30 protein-coding genes and 2 tRNA genes are annotated in these 26,401 nt (G+C 66.7%); 22 read left to right on the forward strand and 10 right to left on the reverse strand.

Features of this window, described 5'->3' with window-relative positions; genetic code table 11:
* Nucleotides 1–330: 330 nt before the first annotated feature.
* Together VG543_RS07625 and VG543_RS07630 are read right to left on the reverse strand one after the other, a co-directional pair.
* Nucleotides 331–816, reverse strand: coding sequence for a DUF962 domain-containing protein (locus VG543_RS07625; RefSeq protein ID WP_010482667.1), 486 nt, complete (start codon nucleotides 814–816; stop codon nucleotides 331–333).
* A gap of 203 nt (nucleotides 817–1,019) precedes the next feature.
* Complete coding sequence (locus tag VG543_RS07630) at nucleotides 1,020–1,946, reverse strand: phosphoribosylaminoimidazolesuccinocarboxamide synthase (RefSeq protein ID WP_021202666.1); 927 nt, start codon at nucleotides 1,944–1,946, stop codon at nucleotides 1,020–1,022.
* A 141-nt stretch (nucleotides 1,947–2,087) separates the two neighbouring features.
* Between VG543_RS07630 and VG543_RS07635 the strand changes: the two genes are divergently transcribed.
* The 10 genes from VG543_RS07635 to VG543_RS07680 all read left to right on the forward strand — a co-directional run bounded on the left by VG543_RS07635 (nucleotide 2,088) and on the right by VG543_RS07680 (nucleotide 10,654).
* Complete coding sequence (locus tag VG543_RS07635; RefSeq protein ID WP_008265098.1) at nucleotides 2,088–2,417, forward strand: J domain-containing protein; 330 nt, start codon at nucleotides 2,088–2,090, stop codon at nucleotides 2,415–2,417.
* A 57-nt stretch (nucleotides 2,418–2,474) separates the two neighbouring features.
* Nucleotides 2,475–3,152 carry a ribulose-phosphate 3-epimerase gene (rpe, locus tag VG543_RS07640; protein ID WP_019661514.1) on the forward strand — a complete coding sequence of 226 codons (678 nt, stop codon included), beginning with the start codon at nucleotides 2,475–2,477 and terminating at the stop codon, nucleotides 3,150–3,152.
* Between the two features lie 12 nt (nucleotides 3,153–3,164).
* Complete coding sequence (locus VG543_RS07645; protein WP_026347198.1) at nucleotides 3,165–3,647, forward strand: GNAT family N-acetyltransferase; 483 nt, start codon at nucleotides 3,165–3,167, stop codon at nucleotides 3,645–3,647.
* A gap of 224 nt (nucleotides 3,648–3,871) precedes the next feature.
* The gene (yegS, locus tag VG543_RS07650; RefSeq protein ID WP_019661512.1) at nucleotides 3,872–4,801 is read left to right on the forward strand and encodes a lipid kinase YegS; all 930 of its coding nucleotides are present in this window, start codon (nucleotides 3,872–3,874) and stop codon (nucleotides 4,799–4,801) included.
* A gap of 309 nt (nucleotides 4,802–5,110) precedes the next feature.
* The gene (gene trpE / locus VG543_RS07655; protein WP_423178219.1) at nucleotides 5,111–6,586 is read left to right on the forward strand and encodes an anthranilate synthase component I; all 1,476 of its coding nucleotides are present in this window, start codon (nucleotides 5,111–5,113) and stop codon (nucleotides 6,584–6,586) included.
* Between the two features lie 67 nt (nucleotides 6,587–6,653).
* Nucleotides 6,654–7,433: an SIMPL domain-containing protein gene (locus tag VG543_RS07660; RefSeq protein ID WP_423178217.1), complete on the forward strand. Its 780-nt coding sequence runs from the start codon at nucleotides 6,654–6,656 to the stop codon at nucleotides 7,431–7,433.
* 2 nt (nucleotides 7,434–7,435) lie between these two features.
* Nucleotides 7,436–8,023, forward strand: a complete 588-nt coding sequence (locus VG543_RS07665) for an anthranilate synthase component II (protein ID WP_329846354.1) — start codon at nucleotides 7,436–7,438, stop codon at nucleotides 8,021–8,023.
* Between the two features lie 16 nt (nucleotides 8,024–8,039).
* Complete coding sequence (trpD, locus tag VG543_RS07670; protein WP_329846355.1) at nucleotides 8,040–9,071, forward strand: anthranilate phosphoribosyltransferase; 1,032 nt, start codon at nucleotides 8,040–8,042, stop codon at nucleotides 9,069–9,071.
* Nucleotides 9,072–9,146: 75 nt separating this feature from the next.
* Entirely contained in the window at nucleotides 9,147–9,941 is a 795-nt protein-coding gene (gene trpC, locus VG543_RS07675; RefSeq protein ID WP_019661507.1) for an indole-3-glycerol phosphate synthase TrpC, read from the forward strand.
* Nucleotides 9,938–10,654, forward strand: coding sequence for a haloacid dehalogenase-like hydrolase (locus VG543_RS07680; protein ID WP_021202670.1), 717 nt, complete (start codon nucleotides 9,938–9,940; stop codon nucleotides 10,652–10,654). The genes trpC and VG543_RS07680 overlap by 4 nt, the downstream gene beginning before the upstream one ends.
* 118 nt (nucleotides 10,655–10,772) lie before the next feature.
* On the opposite strand, the gene VG543_RS07685 is transcribed toward VG543_RS07680, so the two are convergent.
* Together VG543_RS07685 and crp are read right to left on the reverse strand one after the other, a co-directional pair.
* Nucleotides 10,773–11,534 carry a sulfite exporter TauE/SafE family protein gene (locus tag VG543_RS07685; RefSeq protein WP_423178215.1) on the reverse strand — a complete coding sequence of 254 codons (762 nt, stop codon included), beginning with the start codon at nucleotides 11,532–11,534 and terminating at the stop codon, nucleotides 10,773–10,775.
* 62 nt (nucleotides 11,535–11,596) lie between these two features.
* A complete protein-coding gene (gene crp, locus VG543_RS07690; protein WP_010482649.1) occupies nucleotides 11,597–12,286 on the reverse strand; it encodes a cAMP-activated global transcriptional regulator CRP in 690 nt (229 codons plus the stop codon).
* Between the two features lie 149 nt (nucleotides 12,287–12,435).
* Between crp and speD the strand changes: the two genes are divergently transcribed.
* Nucleotides 12,436–13,230 carry an adenosylmethionine decarboxylase gene (speD, locus tag VG543_RS07695; RefSeq protein ID WP_019661504.1) on the forward strand — a complete coding sequence of 265 codons (795 nt, stop codon included), beginning with the start codon at nucleotides 12,436–12,438 and terminating at the stop codon, nucleotides 13,228–13,230.
* 167 nt (nucleotides 13,231–13,397) lie between these two features.
* Nucleotides 13,398–13,718 (forward strand): DMT family transporter, encoded by a 321-nt coding sequence (locus VG543_RS07700; protein ID WP_005419816.1) that lies wholly within the window; start codon nucleotides 13,398–13,400, stop codon nucleotides 13,716–13,718.
* A gap of 84 nt (nucleotides 13,719–13,802) precedes the next feature.
* Here the strand turns inward: VG543_RS07700 and coq7 are convergent, their stop codons facing one another.
* Entirely contained in the window at nucleotides 13,803–14,447 is a 645-nt protein-coding gene (gene coq7, locus VG543_RS07705; protein ID WP_019661503.1) for a 2-polyprenyl-3-methyl-6-methoxy-1,4-benzoquinone monooxygenase, read from the reverse strand.
* A gap of 197 nt (nucleotides 14,448–14,644) precedes the next feature.
* Here coq7 and rplM point away from each other — a divergent pair, with 197 nt between their 5' ends.
* Together rplM and rpsI are read left to right on the forward strand one after the other, a co-directional pair.
* A complete protein-coding gene (gene rplM / locus VG543_RS07710; RefSeq protein ID WP_005414692.1) occupies nucleotides 14,645–15,073 on the forward strand; it encodes a 50S ribosomal protein L13 in 429 nt (142 codons plus the stop codon).
* A 2-nt stretch (nucleotides 15,074–15,075) separates the two neighbouring features.
* Nucleotides 15,076–15,468, forward strand: coding sequence for a 30S ribosomal protein S9 (rpsI, locus tag VG543_RS07715; protein WP_019661502.1), 393 nt, complete (start codon nucleotides 15,076–15,078; stop codon nucleotides 15,466–15,468).
* 282 nt (nucleotides 15,469–15,750) lie between these two features.
* On the opposite strand, the gene VG543_RS07720 is transcribed toward rpsI, so the two are convergent.
* Nucleotides 15,751–15,825: transfer RNA gene (locus tag VG543_RS07720), tRNA-Gln, on the reverse strand.
* Between the two features lie 55 nt (nucleotides 15,826–15,880).
* Nucleotides 15,881–15,957 (reverse strand) — tRNA-Met (locus VG543_RS07725).
* A gap of 121 nt (nucleotides 15,958–16,078) precedes the next feature.
* Between VG543_RS07725 and VG543_RS07730 the strand changes: the two genes are divergently transcribed.
* From VG543_RS07730 to bfr, 3 genes are all read left to right on the forward strand, one after another.
* On the forward strand, nucleotides 16,079–16,699 hold the full coding sequence (locus tag VG543_RS07730) for an RNA pyrophosphohydrolase (protein ID WP_019661501.1): 621 nt from the start codon (nucleotides 16,079–16,081) through the stop codon (nucleotides 16,697–16,699).
* Nucleotides 16,700–16,807: 108 nt separating this feature from the next.
* Entirely contained in the window at nucleotides 16,808–17,017 is a 210-nt protein-coding gene (locus VG543_RS07735; protein ID WP_019661500.1) for a (2Fe-2S)-binding protein, read from the forward strand.
* 141 nt (nucleotides 17,018–17,158) lie between these two features.
* Nucleotides 17,159–17,629 carry a bacterioferritin gene (gene bfr / locus VG543_RS07740; RefSeq protein WP_005414691.1) on the forward strand — a complete coding sequence of 157 codons (471 nt, stop codon included), beginning with the start codon at nucleotides 17,159–17,161 and terminating at the stop codon, nucleotides 17,627–17,629.
* A gap of 1 nt (nucleotide 17,630) precedes the next feature.
* Here bfr and VG543_RS07745 read toward each other — a convergent pair whose 3' ends face one another.
* Genes VG543_RS07745 through VG543_RS07755 form a run of 3 tightly spaced genes read right to left on the reverse strand, consistent with a single transcriptional unit; the run spans nucleotide 17,631 to nucleotide 22,412 of the window.
* Entirely contained in the window at nucleotides 17,631–19,862 is a 2,232-nt protein-coding gene (locus VG543_RS07745) for an ATP-binding protein (RefSeq protein ID WP_423178213.1), read from the reverse strand.
* Between the two features lies 1 nt (nucleotide 19,863).
* Entirely contained in the window at nucleotides 19,864–21,750 is a 1,887-nt protein-coding gene (locus tag VG543_RS07750) for an EAL domain-containing protein (protein ID WP_423178211.1), read from the reverse strand.
* Between the two features lie 44 nt (nucleotides 21,751–21,794).
* Complete coding sequence (locus VG543_RS07755; RefSeq protein ID WP_423178209.1) at nucleotides 21,795–22,412, reverse strand: DUF4126 domain-containing protein; 618 nt, start codon at nucleotides 22,410–22,412, stop codon at nucleotides 21,795–21,797.
* Between the two features lie 179 nt (nucleotides 22,413–22,591).
* Here VG543_RS07755 and VG543_RS07760 point away from each other — a divergent pair, with 179 nt between their 5' ends.
* From VG543_RS07760 to ampE, 5 genes are all read left to right on the forward strand, one after another.
* Nucleotides 22,592–23,335: a DUF6776 family protein gene (locus VG543_RS07760; RefSeq protein ID WP_019661496.1), complete on the forward strand. Its 744-nt coding sequence runs from the start codon at nucleotides 22,592–22,594 to the stop codon at nucleotides 23,333–23,335.
* A gap of 4 nt (nucleotides 23,336–23,339) precedes the next feature.
* The gene (locus VG543_RS07765; protein ID WP_010482635.1) at nucleotides 23,340–23,804 is read left to right on the forward strand and encodes a bactofilin family protein; all 465 of its coding nucleotides are present in this window, start codon (nucleotides 23,340–23,342) and stop codon (nucleotides 23,802–23,804) included.
* A 31-nt stretch (nucleotides 23,805–23,835) separates the two neighbouring features.
* Complete coding sequence (gene erpA / locus VG543_RS07770) at nucleotides 23,836–24,228, forward strand: iron-sulfur cluster insertion protein ErpA (protein ID WP_005419789.1); 393 nt, start codon at nucleotides 23,836–23,838, stop codon at nucleotides 24,226–24,228.
* A 160-nt stretch (nucleotides 24,229–24,388) separates the two neighbouring features.
* The gene (gene nudC, locus VG543_RS07775) at nucleotides 24,389–25,294 is read left to right on the forward strand and encodes an NAD(+) diphosphatase (RefSeq protein ID WP_227845011.1); all 906 of its coding nucleotides are present in this window, start codon (nucleotides 24,389–24,391) and stop codon (nucleotides 25,292–25,294) included.
* A gap of 146 nt (nucleotides 25,295–25,440) precedes the next feature.
* Nucleotides 25,441–26,328 carry a regulatory signaling modulator protein AmpE gene (gene ampE, locus VG543_RS07780; RefSeq protein WP_227845010.1) on the forward strand — a complete coding sequence of 296 codons (888 nt, stop codon included), beginning with the start codon at nucleotides 25,441–25,443 and terminating at the stop codon, nucleotides 26,326–26,328.
* Nucleotides 26,329–26,401 lie beyond the last annotated feature (73 nt).

Here is a 26,401-nt window from a genome sequence, read left to right on the forward strand (position 1 = left end):
GGGAATCCATGATTCACGAGCAGGTCAGGGAGAATAACAGGCTGCGAAATGTCGCTGAAACCCATCGAACAGCGATCAATTGCATGTAACGTCCGCTGATTCATATTTTCTGCGACGCAACATCGCGTTCCTGCGTGTTCTCCTCGCTTGCCCTCGGGGGACGCCCTACGCCCACGCAGGGAGACCGCAGGCCCTGTCGCACAGGGGCTGCCGTCGACGGGCGGGAAGTGGGGAGCGGATCACCGGCGCAGGCTGGCAGGGCCGTCGTGGAGTGCGGGTGACGGGATCTGCCCGTTCAGGAAACGAGGTGCGCCGTCGGCCCTGGGCAGGTCAGTAGCGCCAGTCGAGCTTGCGGTAGAACTTGGCCATCACCCAGGCCGGGCCGATCAGCAGGTAGGTCAGGTCGGTCAGGAAGCTGGGCTTGCGGCCCTCGAACGTGTGGCCGATGAACTGCGCGATCCAGGCCACCACGAACACGCCCACCGCCAGCCAGCGCAGGGCCTGCAGGCCGATTTCGGCTTCCAGCAGGCGGCACAGGCAGCCGAACACGAAGAACTGGATGAGCATGCCGATGCCCAGCGGGCGCGACAGCTTGTTGTAGAAGCACCAGGCGCTGAACATCGCGAACGCCGACCAGATGCCGTACTGGAACCAGGTGATCAGCGGCGGCAGGCACCACAGCAGGGCCACCACCGACCACAGGATCGCCGGAACCGCCACCACGTGGATGCGCTGGTTGATCACATTGCGATGGTCGTCGGAGTAGCTGGCGAAATAGCGGTCGATCGGCCGCGCAAGCTCGGTGGATGTCTGCATGCTGCGTTGCTTCCTCGGACAACGGTAGTGCCGGCCGCTGGCCGGCACTCCAGAGCATAGCCGAGTTCATGAGGTTGCCGGCCAGCGGCCGGCACTACCAGAGCCAGGCCATGCCTGGCTGCGGATTCGCCGAGGTAGCCGGCCAGCGGCCGGCACTACCCCTTCAGAGTGCCCCCGCCTGTCCGGCCGGGGGCGCAGGCGGATCAGTCGACGCTGATCCCGGCCAGGCGCTGCAGCGCCTCGGCGTACTTGGCGCGGGTGCGCTCGATGATCTCGGCCGGGATGGTCGGGCCCGGGGCGGTCTTGCCCCAGTCCAGCGTCTCCAGGTAATCGCGCACGAACTGCTTGTCGTAGCTCGGCGGGCTGGTACCCACTTCGTACTCGTCGGCCGGCCAGTAACGCGAGGAATCCGGCGTCAGCATCTCGTCCATGATGTACAGGCGGCCATCGGCGTCGGTACCGAACTCGAACTTGGTATCGGCGAGGAGGATGCCGCGTTCGCGGGCGTAATCGGCGGCGAACTTGTAGATGCGCAGGGTGGCGTCGCGCACGCGCTCGGCCAGGTCCGCACCGACCTGCTTCACCATCGCGTCGAAATCGATGTTCTCGTCGTGGTCGCCGACGGCGGCCTTGGTCGAGGGGGTGAAGATCGGCTCGGGCAGCTGCTCGGCCTGGCGCAGGCCGTCGGGCAGATCGATGCCGCTGACCTTGCCGGTGCGCTGGTAATCCTTCCAGCCGCTGCCGATCAGGTAGCCGCGGGCGATCGCTTCCACCGGCACCGGCTTCAGCTTGCGGGTGACCACCGCGCGCTTGGCATACAGGGCCGGGTCCACGCCTTCGGGCAGCACGCTGGCCACGTCGATGCCGGTCAGGTGGTTGGGCATCAGGTGCGCGGTCTTGGCGAACCAGAAGTTGGAGACCTGGCAGAGCATCTCGCCCTTGCCCGGGATCGGGTCGGGCAGGACCACGTCGAACGCCGACAGGCGATCGGTGGCCACCATCAGCAGGTAGTCGCCCGGCGGGGTCCCTGCAGGCAGCCGCTCGCGCGGGATATCGAACACATCACGCACCTTGCCGCGATGGCGCAAGGGCAGGCCGGGGAGATCGGATTGCAACAGCGTGGTTGGCACGGGCACTCCTGGGGCGTTGTCGATACGGCTGCCCAGCGGACCCGGCGGGCCCGCTGACCAGCGGGCGGCCTAGTGTAAAGCGGTCCGGGCCCGCTGTGACGTAAAATGAGCATCCATTTCGCCGGTCGACCCTGGGGCGCCATGCGCTGGTACGGAAAACTGCTCGGTTTCATCGCCGGGGCCCTGCTGTTCCGGCCCAATCCGCTGTTCGGCGCGGTAGTCGGCCTGTTGATCGGCCATGCCTTTGATTCGGACTGGTTCCGCCTGAACAAGGAGAACCCGTACCGGGAGCTGGGGCTGACCTCCGAGGCCACCGATGCCGAGATCGAGCGCGCCTACCGAAAGCTGATCTCGCAGTACCACCCCGACAAGCTTGGCGGCGCCGCCCCCGAGCTGCAGCAGCAGGCCGAGCAGAAGTCGCGGCGGATCAATGCCGCCTACGACCGCATCAAGACCCTGCGCAAGCGCTGATCCGACAGTCCCGCCTGCGGGCGGGAGAATCCTTTCCCCGTTCCGAAGGCCCCGGCCATGTCCAACTGCCTCATCGCCCCGTCCATTCTCTCTGCCAACTTCGCCCGTCTCGGCGAGGAAGTCGACAACGTCCTCGCCGCCGGCGCGGACTGGGTCCACTTCGACGTGATGGACAACCACTACGTGCCGAACCTGACCATCGGCCCGATGGTCTGCCAGGCGCTGCGCAAGCACGGCGTGACCGCGCCGATCGACGTGCACCTGATGGTCGAGCCGGTGGACCGCATCATCCCGGACTTCGCCGAGGCCGGTGCCACCTACATCAGCTTCCATCCGGAGGCGAGCCGCCACGTGCACCGCACCATCCAACTGATCCGCTCGCTGGGCTGCAAGCCGGGCATCGTGCTCAATCCGGCCACCCCGGTGGACATCCTCGACTGGGTGCTGGATGACCTGGACCTGGTGCTGCTGATGTCGGTCAACCCGGGCTTCGGCGGCCAGGCCTTCATCCCCTCGGCGCTGGACAAGCTGAAGGTGGTGCGCAAGATGATCGATGCCAGCGGCAAGGACATCCGCCTGGAGATCGACGGTGGCGTGAAAGCCGACAACATCGGTGAGATCGCCGCCGCCGGCGCTGACACCTTCGTTGCCGGTTCGGCCATCTTCAACGCCAGGACCAGCTACCAGGACGTGATCGCGCAGATGCGCGCGAACGTTGCTGCGGCAAGGGGCTGAGCCATGGGTACGGTGGCCGTGTTGAACATCCGCCCGGCCACCGTGGCCGACGCTGGCCTGATCCTGCGCTTCATCCGCGAACTGGCCATCTACGAGAAGGCCGAGCATTCGGTGCAGACCGATGAGATCGGTATTGCCGAAAGCCTGTTCGGTGCCGATGCGACTGCCCGCGCGTTGATCTGCGAAGCCGACGGTGAGGCCATCGGCTATGCGGTGTATTTCTACAACTACTCCACCTGGCTGGGCCGCAAGGGCATCTACCTGGAAGACCTCTACATCAGCCCGGAGAAGCGCGGCGGCGGCGCCGGCAAGGCACTACTGAAGTACATCGCCCGCCAGGCCGTGGCCGAAGGCTGCGGTCGTTTCGAATGGTCGGTGCTGGACTGGAACACCCCGGCCATCGAGTTCTACACCGCCGCCGGCGCAAAGCCGCAGGACGAGTGGACCGTGTACCGGCTGCAGGGCCAGGCGCTGCACGATTTCGCCAACGGTTGACGTGAAATGCATCCACGCATGGCGTGGATCTACGGCCGGCAAAAAAAAGGCCACGCCAATCACTGGCGTGGCCTCGCTGCATGCGTGGGAGGCTGATCCTGCCTCCATCCGTCGTCCCTGCTATGGCCTTCCATTCTCCAGCAGCTGAATGACATCTGCGTGACATTCACCGCGGGCAAACAGCGCATTGCTAGCCTGTGCCACCGCATCCCTGGAAGCTCTGCATGACCACCCCGCGCTGGCGCCTGATCCTCAACGGCAAATCCGCCGGCAACGATGAGTTGCGCGACGCCGTCGGCCATTGGCGCGGACAGGGCGTGCAGCTGGAAGTGCGGGTGACCTGGGAAGACGGTGACGCCGAACGCTACGTGGCCGAGGCGATCGATCATGGCGTGGACGTGATCGTGGCCGCCGGTGGCGATGGCACGCTCAGTGCGGTGGCCGAGACACTGGCACATCGTGAGGAGCCGGCAGATGCGCTGCCCTCGCTGGCGCTGATTCCGATGGGGACCGCCAACGATTTCGCGACTGCTGCCGGCATTCCCACTGAGCCGAAGGAGGCCTTCGCCTTGATCGGGCAGGCGACGCCGCACGCCATTGACCTGTTGCGCGTGGACGCCGATGGCACGCAATGGTGGTGCGCCAATCTCGCCAGCGGTGGCTTCGGCACGCAGGTGACGGTGGAGACCGATGCCGGCCTGAAGAAGATGCTGGGCGGGCTGGCCTATGTGATCACCGGCATCGCCAAGCTGGGCCGCATCGAGCCGATCACCGCGCGGCTGTCCGGCCCGGATTTCGCGTGGGAAGGCGACTTCATCGCCCTGGGCATCGGCAATGGCCGGCAGGCCGGCGGTGGCCAGCAGTTGTGCCCGCAGGCCGTGATCGACGATGGGCTGCTGGATGTCACCGTGCTTCCGGAACTGGAGGGTGAGGTCACCGCCACGCTCGGCCAGATGCTGAAGTCGGGCACCCAGGCGGCGCTGGAACAGCTGGCCACGCGTGCGCGGCTGCCGTGGCTGCAGGTGGAGTCCGAGCGCCCGTTGACCCTCAACCTGGACGGCGAACCAGTCCAGGCCCGCCAGTTCCGCATCGCGTGCGTGCCGGGCAGGGTGCGCATGCATCTGCCGGTCGGTTGCCCGTTGCTGGCGGGGTAGGCGGGGTAGAGTCGACTGTTAGTCGACTTACGCGTGTAGCGCCGGTTTTACCGTCGGGACGAAGAGCAGTCGACTAACAGTCGACTCCACCGGTTCCCGCGCCGGTCCCCCACCGGTCCCCGCCATGAGCCCTGTGCTTTCCCGTGGTTCAGTTTCCCAGGGTTCCCCTCCCGCCCCGGCTGCGATACAGTCAGGGGGTGTCCAGCCTGACGACCCCGCATACCCTTTCTTCCGCACGCCGTTGGTGGCGATGGTGGCCCGTTGCCGTCGTCCGCCCCCATAACGCTGTGTCCCGGAAGGAAAGTCGTCTTGAACTCGCACGCTCAGTTTCAGCAGCAGGCCGCTGAAGGCCACACCCACATTCCCGTCGTCCGTGAAGTGCTGTCCGACCTGGACACGCCGCTTTCGGTCTATCTGAAGCTCGCCGACGGCCCCAATACCTACCTGTTTGAATCCGTCGAAGGCGGCGAGCGCTTTGGTCGTTACTCGATCATCGGCCTGCCGGCGCGTCGCGTGTACGCCTTCCATGGCCACACGCTGACTGTGCGCGAAGACGGCCAGGTGGCGGACACCCGCGAAGTGGCCGACCCGTTCGCCGAAGTCGAGGCGCTGCGCAGCGCCCACTCGGTGCCGAAGCTGGAAGGCCTGCCGGGCTTCACCGGTGGCCTGGTCGGCTGGTTCGGTTTCGAGTGCATCGGCTACATCGAGCCGCGCCTGGCCCCGCCGGCCGGCCGCGATGAGCTGGGCACGCCGGACATCCTGCTGCTGGATTCCAACGAGCTGGCGGTGTTCGACAATCTCAAGGGCCGGCTGTACCTGATCGTGCACGCCGACCCACGGGTCGAGGGCGCCTTCGAGCAGGCCCAGGCACGCCTGGATGCGCTGACTGCCAAGCTGCGCGCGCCCGGCGCCGGTTATCCCGCACCGCTCAACAGCGACGTGCTGGACGAGTCCGACTTCGTCTCCGGCTTCACCCGCGAAGGCTTCGTCGATGCGGTCCAGCGCAGCAAGGAATACATCCGCGCCGGTGACATCTTCCAGGTGGTGCTCAGCCAGCGCCTGAGCGTGCCGTTCAAGGCGCGCCCGGTGGATGTGTACCGCGCGCTGCGTGCACTGAATCCGTCGCCGTACATGTATTTCCTCGATGTCGGCGACCTGCAGGTGGTCGGTTCCTCGCCGGAAATCCTGGTGCGCCTTCAGGATGGCGAAGTCACCGTGCGCCCGATCGCCGGCACCCGCCCGCGTGGTGCCACGCCCGAGCAGGACCTGGCGCTGGAAGCCGAGCTGCTGGCCGATCCGAAGGAACGCGCCGAGCATCTGATGCTGATTGACCTGGGCCGCAACGATGCCGGCCGCGTCTCGAAGGCAGGTACCGTGGAGGTGGGCGAGCAGTTCGTGATCGAACGCTACAGCCACGTGATGCACATCGTCAGCGAAGTGACCGGGCAGCTGCAGCCGGGCCTGAGCTATGCCGACGTGCTGCGTGCCACCTTCCCGGCCGGCACGGTCAGCGGCGCGCCGAAGATCCGCGCGCTGGAAGTGATCCGCGAGCTGGAACCGATCAAGCGCAATGTCTACGCCGGCAGCATCGGCTACATCGGCTGGCACGGCGATGCCGATACCGCGATCGCGATCCGCACCGCGGTGATCAAGGACGGCCGCCTGTACGTGCAGGCCGGCGCCGGCATCGTCTACGACTCGGACCCGGACAAGGAATGGGATGAGACGATGAACAAGGGCCGCGCGCTGTTCCGCGCCGTCGCCCAGGCCGCCAAGGGCCTGTGATCCTCCCCGTGCCGTGGCCTGCGCCGCGGCACCTTCCGCTGTTCCCATTCAAGACAAGGAGTACCGCATGAAGCTGCTGAGCGCATTGCTGTGGTCGTCGCTGCTGGCCACGATGGCCCCGTCTGCGTGGGCGCAGGCCAATACCATTCCCTCGCAGCCGCATCTGCTGGTGAAGGGGCAGGGTACCCGCACGGTGATGCCCGATCGGTTCGGCCTGCAGCTGAACATCGAAGAGACCGACATGGATGCCGACGCGGCGCGCCGCCGCGTGCAGGACAACGTGGCGCGCGTGCTGGCACTGTTCAAGCAGCACAAGGCGGTGGACGGCAGCGTGCGTGCGGACAACCTGCGGATCGGCCCGGCCACGCGCTATGAGCAGAACCGGCAGGTCTTCATCGGTACCCGCGTATCGCGCCAGCTGCGTGCCAGCTTCGCCAGCGTGAAGGCGATGCAGGATGTTCTGGGGGCGTTGAAGGCCAACGAGAACGTACAGGTGAGCAGCCTGGCGCCGACCTATTCGGGCGAAGTGGCGCTGCGCCGCGAACTCAAGGGCGAGGCAGCGGCCCAGACCCGCGAGTCCGCGCAGGGCCTGGCCAAGGCCTATGGAACAAGAGTGCGTGGTCTGTACAGCATCTCCGATGTGGCGCCGGACTTCGCCTACGGCATCCGGGCCGGGCAATGGCCCCAGCAGGGCGAGGACGGCGGGGACCTCGACAGGATCTCGGTGACCGGCAGCTACGCGCCCGCCTCCGCGCCCGCGCCCGCTGAGCCCGAATCCATTGAAGCCGGCCCCATCACCTACACCGAAAACGTGTACGCCATTTTCCTGATAAGCGACGGAACCTGACCATGTTGTGGATGATCGACAACTACGACAGCTTCACCTACAACCTCGTGCAGTACCTGCAGACGCTGGGCGCCGAAGTGAAGGTGGTGCGCAACGATGTGATGAGCGTGGACGAGATCGCCGCGCAGAAGCCCGAGCGCATCGTCATTTCGCCCGGCCCGTGCACCCCCAACGAAGCGGGCGTTTCGCTGGAGCTGATCGAACGCCTGGGCCCGACCACGCCGATCCTCGGCGTGTGCCTGGGCCACCAGGGCATCGGCCAGGTCTACGGCGGCACCGTCATCCGCGCCGGCAACATCATGCACGGCAAGACCTCGCCGATCCGCCATGAGGGCAAGGGCGTGTTCGCCGGCCTGCCGGACCGCTACCAGGCCACCCGCTACCACTCGCTGGTGGTGGACAAGAACAGTCTGCCCGACTGCCTGCAAGTGACCGCCTGGACCGAGAACGAGGACGGCTCGATCGAAGAGATCATGGGCCTGCGCCACCGCCAGTTCCCGGTGGAAGGCGTCCAGTTCCATCCCGAATCCATCCTCACCGAACACGGCCACGCGCTGCTGCGCAATTTCCTCCAGCGCCCGGCGGCCTGATCCAAGGAGCATACCCATGAGCTTCTCCCCCCAGGAAGCCCTGCAACGCACCATCGAGCACCGCGAAATCTTCTTCGACGAAATGGTCGACCTGATGCGGCAGATCATGCGCGGCGATGTGTCTCCGATGATGACCGCCGCGATCCTCACCGGCCTGCGCGTGAAGAAGGAGACCGTGGACGAAATCGCCGCGGCGGCCACCGTGATGCGTGAATTCGCCCGGCCAGTGCCGGTGGCCGATACCTCCAACCTGGTTGATATCGTCGGTACCGGTGGCGATGGCTCGCACACCTTCAACATCTCCACATGTTCGATGTTCGTGGCCGCTGCCGCCGGTGCGCGCGTGGCCAAGCACGGCAACCGCAGCGTGTCGTCCAAGTCCGGCAGTGCCGATGCGCTGGAAGCGCTGGGCGCGGTGATCGAACTGCAGCCGGATCAGGTGGCCGCGGCCATCGAGCGGACCGGCATCGGCTTCATGTTTGCGCCGATCCATCATCCGTCGATGAAGGTGGTCGCGCCGGTACGCCGCGAGATGGGCGTGCGCACCATCTTCAACATCCTCGGCCCGCTGACCAATCCGGCCAGCGCGCCGTCTGTGCTGATGGGCGTGTTCCATCCCGATCTGGTGGGCATCCAGGCCCGCGTGCTGCGCGAACTGGGCACCGAGCGCGCGATGGTGGTCTGGGGCCGCGACAACATGGACGAGATCTCGCTGGGGGCGGGCACCCTGGTGGGCGAGCTGCGCGACGGCAAGGTCCGCGAGTACGAGATCCACCCGGAAGACTTCGGCATCGCCATGTCGGCCAGCCGCAACCTGCGCGTGGACGGCCCGGAACAGTCCATCCAGATGCTGCGCGCGGTGCTGGACAACGAGCCGGGCCCGGCGCTGGACATCGTGGCGCTCAATGCCGGTGCCGCCCTGTACGTTGCCGGCGTGGCCAGCGATATCGGCGATGGCCTGGCCCGTGCCCGTGCCGCCATCGCCAATGGCAGCGCCCGCCAGCGCCTGCAGCAGTATGTGGAAACCACCCGCGCGCTGGTTGCCTGAGCGCGCGGTTCAGCCTGACCCCGTCGATGGCCCGATAATGGCCGTCCTCACCGCCCCCGCACCGAACCGAAGACGATGAGCGACATCCTGCAGACGATCCTGGCCCGCAAGGCCGAAGAAGTGGCCCAGCGCCGCGCCCAGCGCCCGCTCGAGGAGCTTCAGGCCGCCGCGGCCAGCGCCCCGCCGGTACGCGGCTTCGTGCGCGCGCTGCAGGCGGCGGTGGCCAATGGCGACCCGGCGGTGATCGCCGAGGTGAAGAAGGCCAGCCCGTCCAAGGGTGTGATCCGCCCGGACTTCCGCCCGGCCGACATCGCCGTCAGCTACGAATTCGGCGGTGCCAGCTGCCTGTCGGTGCTGACCGACGTGGACTTCTTCCAGGGTGCCGACGCCTACCTGCAGCAGGCCCGCGAGGCCTGCACGCTGCCGGTGCTGCGCAAGGACTTCGTGATCGACGCCTACCAGGTGTACGAAGCGCGCGTGCTGGGCGCCGACTGCATCCTGCTGATCGTGGCCGCGCTGGACGACACCCAGCTGGCCACCTTGTCCGAACTGGCGCTGTCGCTGGGCATGGACGTGCTGGTGGAAGTGCACGACATCGACGAACTGGAGCGTGCGCTGCAGGTGCCGGCACCGATGATCGGCATCAACAACCGCAACCTGCGCACCTTCGAGGTGTCGCTGCAGACCACGCTGGACATGCAGCAGGCCGTGCCGCGCGACCGCCTGCTGGTCACCGAGAGTGGCATCCTGGGGCCGCAGGACGTGGCGCTGATGCGTGATGCCGGCATCCACGCGTTCCTGGTGGGCGAGGCCTTCATGCGCGTGGAAGAGCCGGGCGAGGGCCTGCGTCAGCTATTCTTCGCGGCATGAAAACGCACTATCCGACGCCGCGCGAGGATGCGCCGCTGGTGGTCTTCGACTTCGACCACACCCTCTACGACGGCGATTCGGGCACCCATCTGTTCGCCTCGCTGATCAAGCGCAACCCGTTGCGCATGCTGGCGGCGCTGCTGGTCACGCCGATCGCCGGGCCGATGGTGGCGCTGCTGCCGACCCGTCGTGCCGGCATTTCGGTCTACGTGTGGATCGGCAGTTTCGGCCTGCACCGTGCGCGCGATTTCAACAAGGTGATCGACGCCTATGTGCTGCGCAACGAGGCGCAGATGCGCGCCAAGCTGCTGCCGCAGGCGCTGGAGGTGTTCGCCGCGCACCGGGCCAAGGGCGACCGCGTGGTGGTTGCCACAGGTGCGCCGCCGGAGCTTGCACGCGCGATCCTGGCCTTCGTGGCCCATCAGGATGTGCCGGTGATCGGTACCGAGGTCGGCCCACGGCTGGGCGGCGTCGGTCCAACCCGTCACTGCCACAACGAAGAGAAAATGCGCATGCTGCGCGAGCGCGGCTACGGCGATATCGATATCGCCTACTCCGATAGCACCGCCGACCTGCCGCTGCTGCTGGCGGCCAAGGCACCGGTGGTGGTGAACCCGAAGCCGGGCCGGGTGGCGTTCTTCCGCCGCGTGCTGCCCGCCGGCACCCGCATCCTCAACTGGGGCTGCGCTGACCGCGGCGGTGACAAGGCCTGATCCAAGGGTCAGATCCCCGAAGGGGCTCTGACCCCATCTCACGGTGAATGATCCGCCGGGCATGGCCCGGCGCTACCGGAAAAGGCGCGGGTAGCGCCGGGCCATGCCCGGCGAGCGATCAGCGCCCCAGGTGCCCGTATACCGCGTGGCCGATCTGGAACAGGCTGATGCCCAGCACCAGCACGCCCACGGCCATCAGCACCCAGCGCTCCTTCACCCGCTTGACCAGGATCGCCGCCACCGGCGCGGCCATCATGCCGCCGATCAGCAGGCCGGCGACGATCTGCAGGTGCTGCACGCCCATCGACAACAGGAAGGTCGCTGACACCGTCAACGTGACCACGAACTCGGCTGCGTTGACTGTTCCGATGGTGGTGCGCGCCTGGCCGCCGCGGGCGAGCAGGGTGGACGTGGCGATGGGCCCCCAGCCACCGCCGCCGCTGGCGTCGAGCAGGCCGGCGAAGAAGCCCAGCACCGGCACCCGGCGGATCTCGCCCTTGGGCATCCAGCGCCCAGCGGAGCGGGCCAGGATGATGATCGCCAGCACCAGCAGGTACAGGTAGATCAGTGGCCGGATGATCTCGCCCGGGAGCTGTGTGAGCACGTACGCGCCCAGGGCGCCGCCCACTGCGCCGGGCAGGGCCAGGCGCAGGAACAGGCGCTTATCGACATTTCCGGCTGCGAGGTGCGACACACCCGAGGCGCCCGTGGTGAACACTTCAGCGGTGTGGATGCTGGCGCTGACCTGCGCCGGCGGCAGGCCCATGCTCAGCATCACCGACGAGGACACCAGGCCGAACGCCATGCCCAGCGCGCCGTCGACCAGCTGTGCGCCCAGGCCGATGAGGATGAACCACCAGAATTCGCTGCTCAGCTCCATGCACCGAGCCTAGCGCGCCAGGGAGTGCGGACCAAGGTCCGCACCCACCGGGTGCTCAACGGTCAACGGGTGCCGTACAGCACCACGGTCTTGCCGCGGGCATGCAGCAGGCCGTCGGTCTGCAGTTTCTTCAGCACGCGGCCGGCCATCTCGCGCGAGCAGCCGACCAGGCGCGCCAGCTCCTGGCGCGATACACGCAGCTGGCTGCCTTGCGGATGGCTCATCGCCTCCGGCTCCTGCGCCAGGTCGTGCAGGGTGCGCACGATCCGGTCGGTCACGTCCAGGAATGCCAGGCGGCTGGCCTTGCGGCTGGTGTCGAGCAGGCGCTTGGAAATCTGCTGGCCCAGCGCATACAGCAGGCGCGGGGCATCGGCCGACAGCGGGCCGAGGAACAGCTGATGCAGGCGCTCGTAGCTGATTTCGGCCAGCTCGCAGGCGGTACGGGTCCGCAGGATCACCTCGCGGCGGTCCGATTCGACGAACAGGCCCATCTCGCCGACGAATTCGCCGGCACCAAAGTAGCCCAGCACCAGCTCGCGATCGTCATCTTCCTCGGCCATGATCGAAACCGAGCCGCTGATGACGTAATACAGGGTTCCCGCCGGGTCCCCGGGCCGGAAGACGTCGGTACGGGTGGGGTATCGCCGCCTGTGGCTGTGCGCCAGGAAACGATCGATTGTGGCGATATCCAGGGCCAGTGGACTGCTAGCTAGGCGCACGGTTGACACGATAGGAGCGCTCCCTCTGCGCATGAACGGATTCACGGGGTCGATAGCGGAGCTTAACCAGCGCAATTGTTAAGGGCAAACAGTGTGCCAGATGTGAGCGCTCTTCACGTTCCCCCCGGGGGCAGTTTGCCCCATAATTCCCCCTTTCCCTTCTTACACAGGAATCGACCGCCGTGGTCAAGCCGTTGCCTCGCCTGAGGCTGCAGGGTTTCAACAACCTCACCAAGGCGCTGAGCTTCAACATCTATGACGTGTGTTACGCGCGCACCGAAGAGGAGCGTCAGCGTTACATTGAATACATCGATGAAGAGTACAACGCCGACAGGCTGACTCAGATCTTGACCGATGTCGCCGAGATCATCGGCGCCAACATCCTGAACGTGGCCCGCCAGGACTACGACCCGCAGGGTGCCTCGGTGACCATCCTGATCTCCGAAGAACCGGTGATCGACAAGAAGCTGGCCGGCAAGGAGCTGATCTCCGACGCCGTGGTCGCGCACATGGACAAGAGCCACATCACGGTCCATACCTACCCGGAGACCCATCCGCAGGAAGGTATCGCGACGTTCCGCGCGGACATCGACGTGGCCACCTGTGGCGTCATTTCCCCGCTGAAGGCCCTGAACTACCTGATCGAGAGCCTGGAATCGGACATCGTGATCATGGACTACCGCGTCCGTGGCTTCACCCGTGATGTGAAGGGCAAGAAGCACTTCATCGACCACAAGATCAACTCGATCCAGAACTTCCTGGCCAAGAACATCAAGTCGCGTTACGAGATGTTCGACGTCAACGTCTACCAGGAAAACATCTTCCACACGAAGATGCACCTGAAGGACTTCGACCTGGACCAGTACCTGTTCGAGGAAAAGGCCAGGAACCTGTCGTTCAAGGAGCGCATGAAGATCGAGGCGCTGCTCAAGCGCGAGATCGAAGAGTTGTTCCACGGCCGGAACCTGTCCGAGTAAGCCCCATGTGCGATGCCCGCAGGCATCGCCACCCAGGCGGGACGACCCGCCCCGTGGAACTGGCGTCGCACGCGCGATTGGCTCCATGGTGATGTACCGACCCACGGCCCGGTGTGAAAACACCGGGCCGTTTCGTTTTTTCCCCAAAAGGTAAGGAGCCCCCACCCATGCCCTGGATCTACCTGCTGCTGGCCGGCCTGTTCGAGATCGGTTTCGCCCTCGGAATGAAGTACTCCGAAGGCTTCAGCAAACCCCTGCCCACCGTTGCCACGGTGGTGTCCGCCCTGATCAGCCTGTACCTGATGAGCCAGGCGATGAAGAGCATCCCGGTCGGCACGGCCTATGCGATCTGGACCGGCATCGGTGCCATGGGCGTGGCGGTGCTGGGCATCTATCTGTTCAACGACAGTGCGTCGCCGGCCCGCCTGGCCTGCGTGGGCCTGATCGTAGCCGGCGTGATCGGCCTGAAGCTGGTCTCGCCCAACTGATTGATGGCCCGACCAACGGTCGGGCCCCACCGTCGGCCCCCCCGCACCTCCTGGTAGGCCCGCACCGTTGGTGCGGGCGACCCTTCAAATGCGGTAGGCGATGGTCTTCATCACCCTGGAGGCCAGTGCCATCGCGCCCGGAATCGGGAACGGAAGGCGGCGTGCGCCGGCCTGCTCGGCGTGCTCGGCATGGCGGGCCTCGTCCTCCTTCATCACCTGGATGACCGCGCGGCTGCGCAGGTCGCCGGGCGGCAGGTCGACCAGATGCTCGTCCAGGTGGGCCTCCACCTGGCGCTCGGTCTCGACCACGAAGCCGAGGTTCCAGCCGTCACCGCGCAGCCCGGCCAGCGTACCGATGGTATAGCTGCCGGCGTACCACAGCGGGTTGAACAGGCTGGGACGGCTGTCCAGTTCGGCCAGCCGGGTGGCACACCAGGCCAGATGGTCGGTCTCTTCCTGGGCCGCTTCCAGCAGGTGTTCACGCGTGGCCGGGTCGCGGGCCACGGCGGCCTGGCCGAAATACAGGCCCTGCGCACAGACTTCGCCGACGTGGTTGATCCGCATCAGGCCGGCGGCATGGCGGCGCTCGGCGCTGCCCATGCCGGGCTCGTCGGTCTCTGCAGCCGGGTAGGGGCGGGCCGCCGGTGGGTTGCCGAACACCGTATCCAGGGCGCGCTGCGCCTCGGTCAGCAGGTGGTCCAGCGGGGTGGTCTGGCGGAGCACGGTCATGGCAGTACGCGGTGGGGCGGAAGTCCCCCGATTCTCGCCCGGCCCTGCGTCCGTGCCAACCCGGCCTGACGGTCCACTTGCAAGTGGCTGGCAAGGCCAGTACAATCCCGCCTCTTGCGCTTCACCTTTTCACAACGCGTGGCAGAGTTCCGGCGAGCCTTTCGCCGCAATGAGCCCGACCTAACCTAGAGTTCTTCATGAGCACTTTCACTGCCAAGAACGAGACCGTCCAGCGCGACTGGTACCTCGTCGACGCCGAGGGCAAGACCCTGGGCCGTCTCGCCACCGAGCTGGCCCGCCGTCTGCGTGGCAAGCACAAGCCGGTCTACACCCCGCACGTTGATACCGGCGACTACCTGGTCGTCATCAATGCAGAAAAGATTGCCGTCACCGGCAAGAAGCTGCAGGACAAGATGTATCACCGTTTCACCGGTTACATCGGCAACCTGAAGACCGAGTCCCTGGCCCAGGCGCTGGAGCGCCACCCGGAGCGCGTGATCGAGATCGCCGTCAAGGGCATGCTGCCGAAGGGCCCGCTGGGTCGCCAGATGTACCGCAAGCTCAAGGTCTACGCCGGCACTGAGCATCCGCACGCCGCACAGCAGCCGCAGGTTCTGGATATCTAATCATGGCTATCACTCAAAACTACGGCACTGGCCGCCGCAAGTCCTCCACCGCTCGCGTGTTCCTGCGCAAGGGTTCGGGCAACATCACCGTCAATGGTCGTCCGCTGGACGAGTTCTTCGGTCGTGAGACCGCGCGCATGATCGTGCGCCAGCCGCTCGAGCTGACCAAGAACACCGAAAGCTTCGACATCCTGGTCACCGCCGCTGGCGGCGGCACCACCGGCCAGGCCGGTGCGATCCGTCTGGGTATCGCCCGTGCGCTGGTCGAGTACGACGAAAGCCTGAAGTCCGAGCTGCGCAAGGCTGGCTTCATGACCCGCGACGCCCGCGAAGTCGAGCGTAAGAAGGTCGGTCTGCACAAGGCCCGCCGCGCCACCCAGTTCTCCAAGCGCTGATCTGCTGCGCCTGGTTGGGCTCCTTCGGGGGCCCGCTGGATGGAAAAGCAAAAGCCCGGCTTTGGCCGGGCTTTTGTCGTTTTGGAGTCAGGCATTTCGTGGTTGCCGGCCAGCGGCCGGCACTACCCGTCTTTTTGCATGTCCGACCCCGGGCCTCTCTCTGGAGAAGAGCCCCCTTGTTGTTCAAGGGGGTGCGCCGACAGGCGCGGGGATAAGGTGGAATGCGTGACCAAATTAAAAGCAAAAGGCCAGATCTTTCGATCTGGCCTTTTGCTTTTAATTTGGCTGCCCCGGATGGATTCGAACCACCGAATGCCTGAGTCAGAGTCAGGTGCCTTACCGCTTGGCGACGGGGCAAAACGTACAACGATTTTCTCACTTATCACGCTGAAAAACAACTTCATTTTCAGTGTGGTGGCTATGGGTGGACTCGAACCACCGACCCCAGCATTATGAGTGCTGTGCTCTAACCGGCTGAGCTACATAGCCTTGGTGAGCCCGCTATTCTGCGGATGTGTACCGTCCCTGTCAACACTTTTGTGCCGTGCTTGTGGGCCGACAGAGGGCGTGGGATAGTCCCGGGCAGTAGATTTTCTTAGGAGTCCGCATCGTGATCGATCCGGACGGCTATCGACCGAACGTCGGCATTGTGCTGATGCGGCAGGACGGCCAGGTGTTCTGGGCACGACGCGTGCGCCGGGATGGTTGGCAGTTCCCGCAAGGGGGCATGAACACCGATGAGACGCCCGTCGAGGCCATGTATCGTGAACTGCAGGAAGAAACCGGCCTGCTGCCTGAGCATGTGGAAGTGCTCGGGGCCACGCCCGGTTGGCTGCGCTACAAGCTGCCGGCGCGGGCCATCCGCCGCAACGAGCGGCAGGTCTGCATCGGCCAGAAGCAGGTCTGGTTCCTGCTGCGCCTGACCGGCGACGAATCCCATGTGAAGCTGGACCACACTGACTCGCCCGAGTTCGATCATTGGCGCTGGGTCGATTTCTGGTACCCGGTGGAGCATGTGGTGGTGTTCAAGCGCGGCGTCTATGCGCGCGCACTGCGTCATCTGGCGCCTTTGGCGCGCGGGGTCGCCGGACAGGGCGTAACCGCCATGCCCAAGAGCGCCGCCGAGGCTTGGATGCCCGGCCACACGGCCGGCCACGACCGCCCGCGCAAGCGCCCGCGGACGCGCGGCTACTGGCCGAAGAAGGCCACGGGTGATGGCCCAGCCAGCTGACGGGCTGAACGGTATCGAGAATGGTTCAGGTCTCTGATTGACAACCATTCTCGTTTCCATTGGAATAGCCATCAGGCCGCTCCTGGCCTGTCAGCCCGGTTCCCGCCTGTGTACGTCTGCATCTGCAACGGAGTCACCGACCACCAGATCCGCGAAGCCGCCAGCCATGGTGTCAGCACGGTGGCCGAACTGACCATGCGGACCGGCTGTGGTGCGACCTGCGGTTCCTGCCTGGACATGGCCGCGGACCTCTTGGCCAAGGCGCGTGCGACCCACGATCTGCCGCTGCCGGTATTGGGCCTGGCCCAGGTTGCCTGATCGTTTCTTCGCGGCGCATTGACGCCGCGCTTTCGCATCCTTCACGCGCGGCCGCACAGGCCAATGCGCACGATTCGCGTTCCTTCACGGCCGCAGGCAAGGCGTTAAAGTGCCTGCGTTTTCAGCGTGCAGGAGCATCCCATGAAGGGCGACACCAAGGTCATCGAATTCCTCAACAAGGTCCTCTACAACGAGTTGACCGCGATCAACCAGTACTTCCTGCACGCCAAGATGCTGAAGAACTGGGGCATCAAGGAACTGGCCGAGCACGAGTACAAGGAATCGATCGACGAGATGAAGCATGCCGACATGCTCGCCGACCGCATCCTGTTCCTCGAAGGCCTGCCGAACTTCCAGGCGCTGGGCAAGCTGCGCATCGGCGAGAACCCGACCGAGATCCTGCAGTGCGACCTGTCGCTGGAGCGCGACGGCGTGGTCACCCTGCGCGAGGCCGTCGCCTATGCCGATTCGGTCGGCGACTATGTCAGCCGCCAGCTGTTCGTGAAGATTCTCGATTCGGAAGAAGAACACATCGACTGGCTGGAAACCCAGCTCGACCTGATCGAGCGCATCGGCGAGCCCAAGTACCTGCTGAGCAAGCTGGAAGAGTGAGTCAGCTGTCCTGGCCGGCACGATGCTGCGCCAGGTAGCCCGTCAGCGCCACACGTGCCCGGGCGAATTCGGCAACCAGCAGCGCGACCGCCACCGCGGGGCGCTGCAGGCTGCCACCACGGGCCTCGCGTTCGATGCGCTGCGCGACCGCCGACAGCGACAGGGCTCCCACGTTCGCACTCGACGATTTCAGGCTGTGCGCGACCGCCTGCAGGCGGGGCTCGTCGCCGCTCTGCGCGGCCTGCTGCAGCTGCTGCACCATCGCTGGCGCATCGTCAAGAAAGACCGACACGATCTGGATGGCGGCGTCGCCGATCACCGCGTGCAGTTCGTCCAGCACATCGCGGTCGAGTACCGGTTGTGGCTTGGAGCCCACTCGGCTGTCATCGTCCTGCAGAGCCGAGCCATGCTCGGCTGATGGAGCCCCACTGCTGTTGGCCGTCAGCCGAGCCATGCTCGGCTCTGCAGAAGGCCGTGCAGGTGATGCGGCTTTACCGCCACCCCAGCGCTTCAACAGCGCATGCAGCGTGGCGCGGGCGATCGGCTTGGACAGGTAATCGTCCATGCCAGCCTGCAGGCAGCGCTCGCGGTCGCCGGCCATGGCATTGGCGGTCATCGCGATGATCGGCAGGCGCGCTCGCCCGGTTTCCGCTTCTTCCGCACGCCAGTGGCGCGTGGCGGCGTAGCCGTCCAGCACCGGCATCTGGCAATCCATCAGCACGATGTCCACGCCGCCTTCGCGAAGAGCGGCCAATGCCTGCTCGCCATCGACGGCGTTGCGCACCTCGCACTGGAATACGCGCAGCAGCTGATCGGCCACCATCCGGTTGACCGTATTGTCTTCCACCAGCAGCACGCGCAGGTGCAGTGGCGGCAGCACCGGCGCGGGTACCTCATCTCCGGCACTGGAAAGCAGGGCGGCAGGACGGGCAGGCGTGACAGGTGCGGCCAGGAGTGCATGCAGTGCGGCATCGTCGAAGTGCGTGGGCAGCTGGCGCTGGCGCGGTCGTTGCGCTGGTGCGTCATCCTGCAGCCAGAGCACCTGCAGTGCGTCGTCGTCACCGCGCTCGGCCAGTGCCTGCTGCAGCATCGCCTCGCCGCTGCGCCGCGCGCGTGCATCGACCAGCAGCCACGCCGGTGCCGGTTGCCCGGGTTGCGGCGCGGTGCGCAGCTGTTCGACCACGGCGTCCAGCTGGCTCAGCATCTGCACCTGCAGCCCATGGTGGGCGGCGATGCGCTCGATGCGTTTCTGCAGCATTGCATCGGCACTGAACAGCAGCAGCGCTGTCGGCGCGCGGGCCATCGCCGGCAGGTCGCCGGGCACCTTCAGCAGCGGAATCTCGAACCAGAACGTAGCACCCTGGCCGGGCGTGGACTGCACGCCGATCTGCCCGTGCATCAGGTCGATGATGCGCCTGCAGATGGCCAGGCCCAGGCCGGTGCCGCCGTAGATGCGCGTGGTCGAGGCATCGGCCTGGCTGAAGGACTGGAACAGGCGTGCCTGCAGTGCCTCATCGATGCCGATGCCGGTGTCGATGATCTCGAAGCGCAGCTGGTGCTGGGCCGCGCCTTCGCCCAGCCGCTGCACGCGCAGCTGTACCTGGCCGCGCGCGGTGAACTTGATGGCATTGGCCAGAAGATTGCTCAGCACCTGGCGCAGGCGTACCGGGTCGCCGCGCACCGGCAGGCGCACCGACGGGTCAAGCTGCAGGGTCAGGGACAGGCCCTTGGCGTCGGCGGCGCGCTGCATCAGCTGCACCACGCCATCCAGCAGATCGCGCAGGTTGAAGCTGGTGATTTCCAGTTCCAGCGCCTGTGCTTCCAGCCGTGAGTAGTCGAGGATGTCATCGACGATGCGCAGCAGCTGCTGTGAACTGGCCGAAGCGGTGGCCAGCATCTGCCGCTGGTCCTCGCCCAGCGGCCCGTGCGCGATCAGCTCCAGCATCGGCAGGATGCCGTTGAGCGGGGTGCGGATCTCGTGGCTCATGGTGGCCAGGAACTCGCCCTTGGCCAGCACCGCTGCTTCGGCGGCCTGCTTGGCCTGCAGCAGCTGCTGTTCCAGCTGGCCCTGGCGTTCGGTGGTACGGCGCAGCTGGTCGCGTTCGACGGCGAGCGCATCGTGTGCGCGTTGCAGCCGGGCCAGTGCACGGCTGCGTGCGCGCAGGCGCAGGCCCAACAGCAGCGCCACGGCGGCCGCGGCAAGGGCAACCAGCAGCACGCCCCACAGCGGCACGTCAGAGTACCGCGTTGTGGAAGTCGAAGTTCAGGTCGCTGCCGGCCGACTGCACCATGTTGCCCTGGATGTAGTCGACGCCGCCGACCCACATCGCCGCGGCGGCCTGTGGGTCCTCGATCTGCTGCCCGATGATCTGCAGCCCGGCCGCATGTGCCTGTTCGATCGCCTTGCGCAGTTCCTCGCGCGTGGCCGGGTTGGCATGGCTGCTGGAGAAGCGCGCGGCCATGCGCACGAACGACAGCGGCAGCTGGGTCAGCAGGGCGTCGGCTTCGCCGCTGGGCTCGAACTGGCTCAGGCAGAAGCGCACCCCGGGGCCGGCCATGCGCTGGCAGAACTGTTGCAGCGGCACGGTGTGGATCAGTGCGTCGGGCAGGCGCACGTCGATCACCAGCGCACTGCCCGGCAGGTCACGCTGCTGCAGCGATTCCAGCAGCCAGTCGGCGAAGGCGTCGCGCTGCAGGGTGCGCAGCGACTGCGAGACGAACAGGTTCAGCGGCGGCGTGGCGTGCCGGTAGAGATCCAGCAGGCCCAGCGCGTGGTCCATCACCTGCTGGTCGAGGTCGGCGATACGGCCTGCCGCTTCGGCGGCCGGAATAACCTGGCCGGCCGCCAGCACCGTGCCATCGGCCTGGCGCAGGCGCAGCAGCAGCTGGTACTGCGCGGTGTTGCCACCGGCGACGGCGACGATCGGCTGATAGGCCAGCTCCAGCTGGCCTTCCAGCAGTGCCAGGTGCTCCTGTTCGGTGACGGCCTGGCGGTGCACATGGCCCGCCACACCGGCGCTGAGCAGGCGTGCCTGCAGGGTGGTGCGCTCGATCGCTTCCAGTGCAGCGTTGGCATCGTCGAAGCCCGGCGACAGCGGCGCATAACCCACCACGCCGCGCAGGAGCACCGATTCGTCGTCGCGGATCACGAAGGCACGCGCCGACAGCTGCTCGCGCAGGGAAGCGGCGATGCCTTCCAGGGCATCTTCGTCGGCGTTGCGGGCCAGCAGCAGGAAACTGTTGTCGTTCAGGCGTGCCAGCAGGTGTGGATGGCCGGCCTCGGCCAGGCGCTGCCCGGCCTGTACCATCAGGCGCTCGAAGGCGGCATAACCATAGCGTTCGCGCAGCCCCAGCGCGCTGGCCACTTCGATGAAGAACACACCGCCCCGGTCGCGGTGGGCGAGTGCGGTGTTCAGCTGCTGCAGTACGTGATGGCGCGTCGGCAGGCCGGTTTCCGGATTGCTGGTGGCCGGTACGCCGCTGGCACCGGGCAGGGTCGCGGCCTGCGCACGTGCGCGGCGGATGCGGTTGGCCACGGCGGCGATCAGGTGGCGCGGGCGGATCGGCTTGCTCAGGTAATCGTCGGCGCCGCTGTCGAGCACTTCGAACTGGCGCTCTGGATCCGGATCGCCGCTGAGGAACACGATCGGCAGCAGCTGCAGGCCGGGCTGCTGGCGAATCAGTGCGGTCAGCCGCATGCCATCCAGTCCGGGCAGGTGCAGATCCATCAGGATCAGGTCGGGACGGTGTTCCTTGATCGCCTGCAGCGCGCCATCGGCGTCGCTGTGCACGATCGCCTGCATGCCGGCGCCGTGCAGCACGCTCTGCGCGAACAGGGCCTGGGCGCGGTCGTCCTCGACGATCAGAACGCGGTAGGGCGAATCGGAGGCCAACGGCGCCTGGTCGTTGTTGCCAGCCTCGGCCAGGAAGGCCGGGCCCGGCAGAGGCGGTGGCGCGCTGCCGATCGATGCGGGCATGTCGGAGCTGGCCAGCGGCGGAACCACTGCGGGTACTGCGGCGACCGCGCTCGCCGGCTCCGCGGCCCAGCGTTGCCAATGATCGGCCGGAGGGGATTCAGCGCGTCCCGGGCGGGCGCCCGCGGGGGATTCGTTTGCGGCCATCGGTGCTCCTGGTGTTCGCGTCCATTATGCGACAAGCCCGAGGTTCAACCGGTACCCGGCTCGCGCGGACCGTCCGGCGACGCACTGCGTGCCAGCCAGCGCACGCCCTTCCACAAGGTGCGCCAGACCAGCCACACCAGCAGCGCGCCCGCCAGGCTGCAGGCCAGCACCACGATCAGCGCGATCCACGGGTGTGCCAGGGCCAGGGCCAGGCCCCCGACCACCACGGTGTCCTCGGCGGCGGAGGCCACCCAGTTGCTGGCAGGCTCGGGCGAGGTATTGAGCAGGGCACGGGTGCCGGCTTTCAGTCCATGGCTGGCCAGCGCGACACCGGCACCGGCAGCAAGTGCGCCGGTACCCAGCTGCCCATCCGGCGACAGCGTGGCTGCGGCAAGGAAGGCACCTGCGGGTACACGTGCCAGGGTCTGCACCAGGTCCCACGCCGAGTCCACGCCGGGAATCTTGTCGGCGAAGAATTCGGTCACCGCCAGCGCCGCCGAAGTGCCCAGCACCCACAACGATTCAGTAGCCTGCAGGGCCGGTGGCAGGTCGACCCAGCCGAGCAGGCCGGCCAGGCCGACACCGAACACGGTGAGGTAGACGCGGATGCCGGCCAGCCAGGCCAGCAGGATGCCGATCACGAACAGGTGGGCTTCGGTCATGGCGATGCTCCGGCGACGGAACTGTGCAGGGGACCACACTATCGACGATGGCATGCCTGAACGCCACAGACCGTGGCTCGCTGCTGCGCAGGAAACCCACCCGTCCTGTCATACACTAGCCCGTCGTTTGCCACAGGGGCCGTACCGGTGTCGCCCTTGCGATACCCCGGAAACCACCCATGACCAACCGTCCTCCCATGCGCGTGCAGGTCCGCCTGCCCGGCGCGCCGCAACCGCCTGCCGACCGTCGCCGCCTGCTGGTGATCGGCGGCATCTGGCTGCTCAGCCTGGTGCTGGCAGTGCTCGGTGGCTGCTGGATGGCCACCCCGCGCGATGCCCAGGGCCAGCGCCTGCAGGCCGCCGAGAAGCGTGCCGAGACGCTGCAGGCGCAGCTGACCGAACTGCGCCAGAAGCAGGCCACGCTGGAAGCCTCCGACCGCATCAGCCGCGCTGCCAACACCGAGGTGCAGTCCTCGCTGGCCGAGCGCGATGAGGAAATCGCCGGCCTGCGTGCCGACGTTGCCTTCTATGAGCGCCTGGTGGGTTCGACCAGCCAGCGCAAGGGCCTGAACACCCATTCGATCGAGTTCAGCCCGGAAGCGGCCGGCACCTGGCAATACACCGCCGTGCTGACCCAGAACCTCAACCGCGGCGCCATCAGCCAGGGGCAGATGCGCTTCACCGTGGAAGGCGTCAGGAACGGCAAGCTGGCCACGATCAGCTGGGATGATCTGCACCAGCGCAGCAAGGTACCGGGACAGGATTACTCGTTCCGGTACTTCCAGCAGCTCACCGGCAGCGTGATGCTGCCGGCTGACTTCACCCCGCAACGCGTGCGGGTGACATTGGGGAGTGGTACGGGGGGTACCACCCAGGTATTCGACTGGAAACAGGCCGGTGCGCCGGCCGCCAAAGGGGAGTAGGCAGATGTTCGGAAGCAGCAAATCCAACCGTGAAGGCCAGCTGGTGGTGGATGCCCTGATCGGCAACCAGGTGGTGATCCGCGGTGATGTGGAATTCAGTGGGGGCCTGTATGTGGAAGGCCGCATCCATGGCAAGGTGATCGCCGCCGAAGGCGCCAGTGGCGCGACCCTGACGGTCGCCGAGCATGGCGTGATCGAGGGCGAGATCCGTGCCCAGGTGGTGGTCATCAGTGGCCGCCTGGACGGCGACGTGCATGCCACCGAGAAGGTCGAACTGACCCCGAGCGCACGGGTCAATGGCAACGTCCATTACCAGGTGGTGGAGATGAATGCGGGCGCCCAGCTGAACGGTCGCCTGATCCATGCCAGCGCCCCGATGGCCGCCCTGCCGGCTCCGGAAGGCGAAGAGGCCAATGGTGGCAAGGGTGACACCGCCGCACGCCGCAAGCTGGCCGAGGCGATGGCTTGAAAGCCATCCCCGGCACCCCCATGCTGGCATCATGAGCACGTTAGTCTCCCTGCCCGGCGCCACTCCGGTTGCCGCGCCCGATTACCAATCGCTGGAGCGTCCGCTGAACTTCACCGAGTCGGCGGCCGCCAAGGTCAAATCCCTGATCCAGGAAGAGGGCAACCCCGACCTGGCCCTGCGTGTGTACATCGAAGGCGGTGGCTGTTCGGGCTTCCAGTACGGGTTCGAGTTCGACGAGAACCGTGCCGAGGACGACCTGGCGGTACAGACCAGCGGGGTGACCCTGCTGGTCGACCCGCTGAGCCTGCAGTACCTGATGGGCGCCGAGGTGGATTACACCGAGAGCCTGACCGGTGCGCAGTTCGTGATCCGCAACCCGAACGCGAAGACCACCTGCGGCTGCGGCAGCAGCTTCAGCATGTAAGAGCCCTGTGGCCAGGATGTGCCAACCAAGGTTGGCACCCACCAGAGCGGATCAGTAGATCCACGCCGTGCGTGGATGCTCTGTGCCTCCATGCACACAACAGCAGATTGCGCACAGCGCCGACCTTGCCACCCGCATCGATTGGCGGCACGCTTGCCGGATGCCCAATACTTCTTCGCCGCTTTCCGGTTTCGCCTTCGTTGGCGAACCGCTGGAGCGCGCCGATGCCCTGCGCGACGATGCCGATGCACTGGCGCGCCTGTGGCCGGGCGCGCGCATTCTCGTGCTCGATCAGGACGGCAGCGCCTTTACCGGCGATGACGACCAGCCGCTGGCGCTGACCGGCGCCGACATCGGGGGTGGTCCCGGCTCCGCGATCTTCCTCGGCCTGCGCGGGGAACAAGCATGGTTCTCGGTTGAAGCCGCCAGCGTCACCGTCACCGCACCACGTCGCCTCGACCTGCGCCAGGCCGCTCTGCTGTGGTCGATGGCCGATGCGACCGCCTTCAGCTATGCCCGCGGCATGTCCTACTGGCACTCGCGCACCCGCTTCTGCGGTGTGTGCGGCGGCGCCGTGGCGTTTGCCCGCGGCGGCTTCGTCGGCCGTTGCGCGCAGTGTTCCACCGAGCACTACCCGCGTGTCGATCCCGCCGTGATCGTCGCCGTGGAGAACCAGGGCCGGCTGCTGCTGGGCCGGCAGTCGAACTGGGCCCCGCGTCGTTACTCGGTGCTGGCTGGCTTCGTCGAACCCGGCGAGACGTTCGAGCAGACCGTGGTGCGTGAAGTGCACGAGGAGAGCAAGGTGCGGGTGACGGCCTGCCAGTACCTCGGTTCGCAGCCGTGGCCTTTCCCCGGCGCGCTGATGATCGGTTTCCGTGCACAGGCGCAGGATGACCTGCCGACTGTGGATGGCGAACTGGAAGACGCGCGCTGGTTCACTGCCGATGAGGTTGGCGCAGCATTGGCACGCGATTTGGACGACGATGGCCAGGGCATCCGCCTGTCGCCGCCGATCTCGATTTCGCGCGGCCTGATCGAACACTGGTACCGCGAGCAGCAGGGCTGAACCGGGCTGCGGCCGGGCCGGTTGTGGCTGCTGTATTGCCGCCACCTGAACACGGCCCGGGTTACAGTCCGGTTCACCGCTGAGGGGCGCCGCTGCGACAGGTAAGGTAACGGCGCCGAGCGTTCCGTTTCGTAGGGAGACCTGCCATGTTCACCACTCTGGCCGCCGTGCTGGTGGCACTGGCCCTGGGCCATGTTGCCCCGGCCGCTGCCGCCTCGCTGCGCCGTTTCGACGGCTTCCGGCGCTGGCTGGGCTGGCTGGACGCGCATGGCGGAAAGGCGTGGCAGGCACCGGCCGGTGTTGCATTGGCACTGCTGCCGCCGCTGCTGCTGATGGCGCTGCTGGCATGGCTGCTGCGCGGGGTGCTGTTCGGGCTGCCGTCGCTGATGCTGGGCGTGGCGGTGCTGGCCTGGTGCTGGGGGCCGCGTGATCTGGATCGTGATATCGAAGCGATCATCGATGCGGACGACGCCGCAACGCGTCAGGCCGCCGTGCGCAACCTGCAGGCGGCCGGTGGCAGCCTGCGCGAAGACGTGCCGTCGCTGGTCGAGGCCACCGTGCTCAACGCGCTGCGGCGCTGGTTCGCGGTGCTGTTCTGGTTCCTGCTGCTGGGCCCGGCCGGTGCGCTGGGGTACCGGCTGCTGGCGCTGATGGCGGAAAGCCCGATGCGTGCCCGCGTGCCGGTGGAGCCGCTGGCGCTGGCGCAGCGCCTGCTGGGCTGGATCGAGTGGCCGGTGGCGCAGCTGATGGCGTTTTCGATGGCGCTGGTGGGCAACTTCGATACGGCGTGGAAGGCGTGGCGCCAGGCGCATGGCGAGCGGCTGGCCGGCACCATCGGGTTCCTGGGCGCGGTGGCGCGGGCCAGCGTCAACGCCGAGCTGCGCGAAGATGCGCACGATTACACCGAGGCCGGGCTGTTGCCGGTGTGGCAGCGGCTGCCGGACCTGCGTGATGCGATGAGCCTGGTGTGGCGGATGCTGCTGCTGTGGCTGGCGATCCTCGCGTTGCTGGTGATTGCAGGCTGGGTGACGTAGGTGTTCTGGCAGGGCTTGCAGCCCTGCACCTGCAGAGGCCAAAGCCGGAGCAACAGCAACAGCCGGATTACCT

Origin of the sequence: Stenotrophomonas sp. CASM101 (assembly GCF_049384845.1) — a bacterium.
Lineage (GTDB): Bacteria > Pseudomonadota > Gammaproteobacteria > Xanthomonadales > Xanthomonadaceae > Stenotrophomonas > Stenotrophomonas hibiscicola.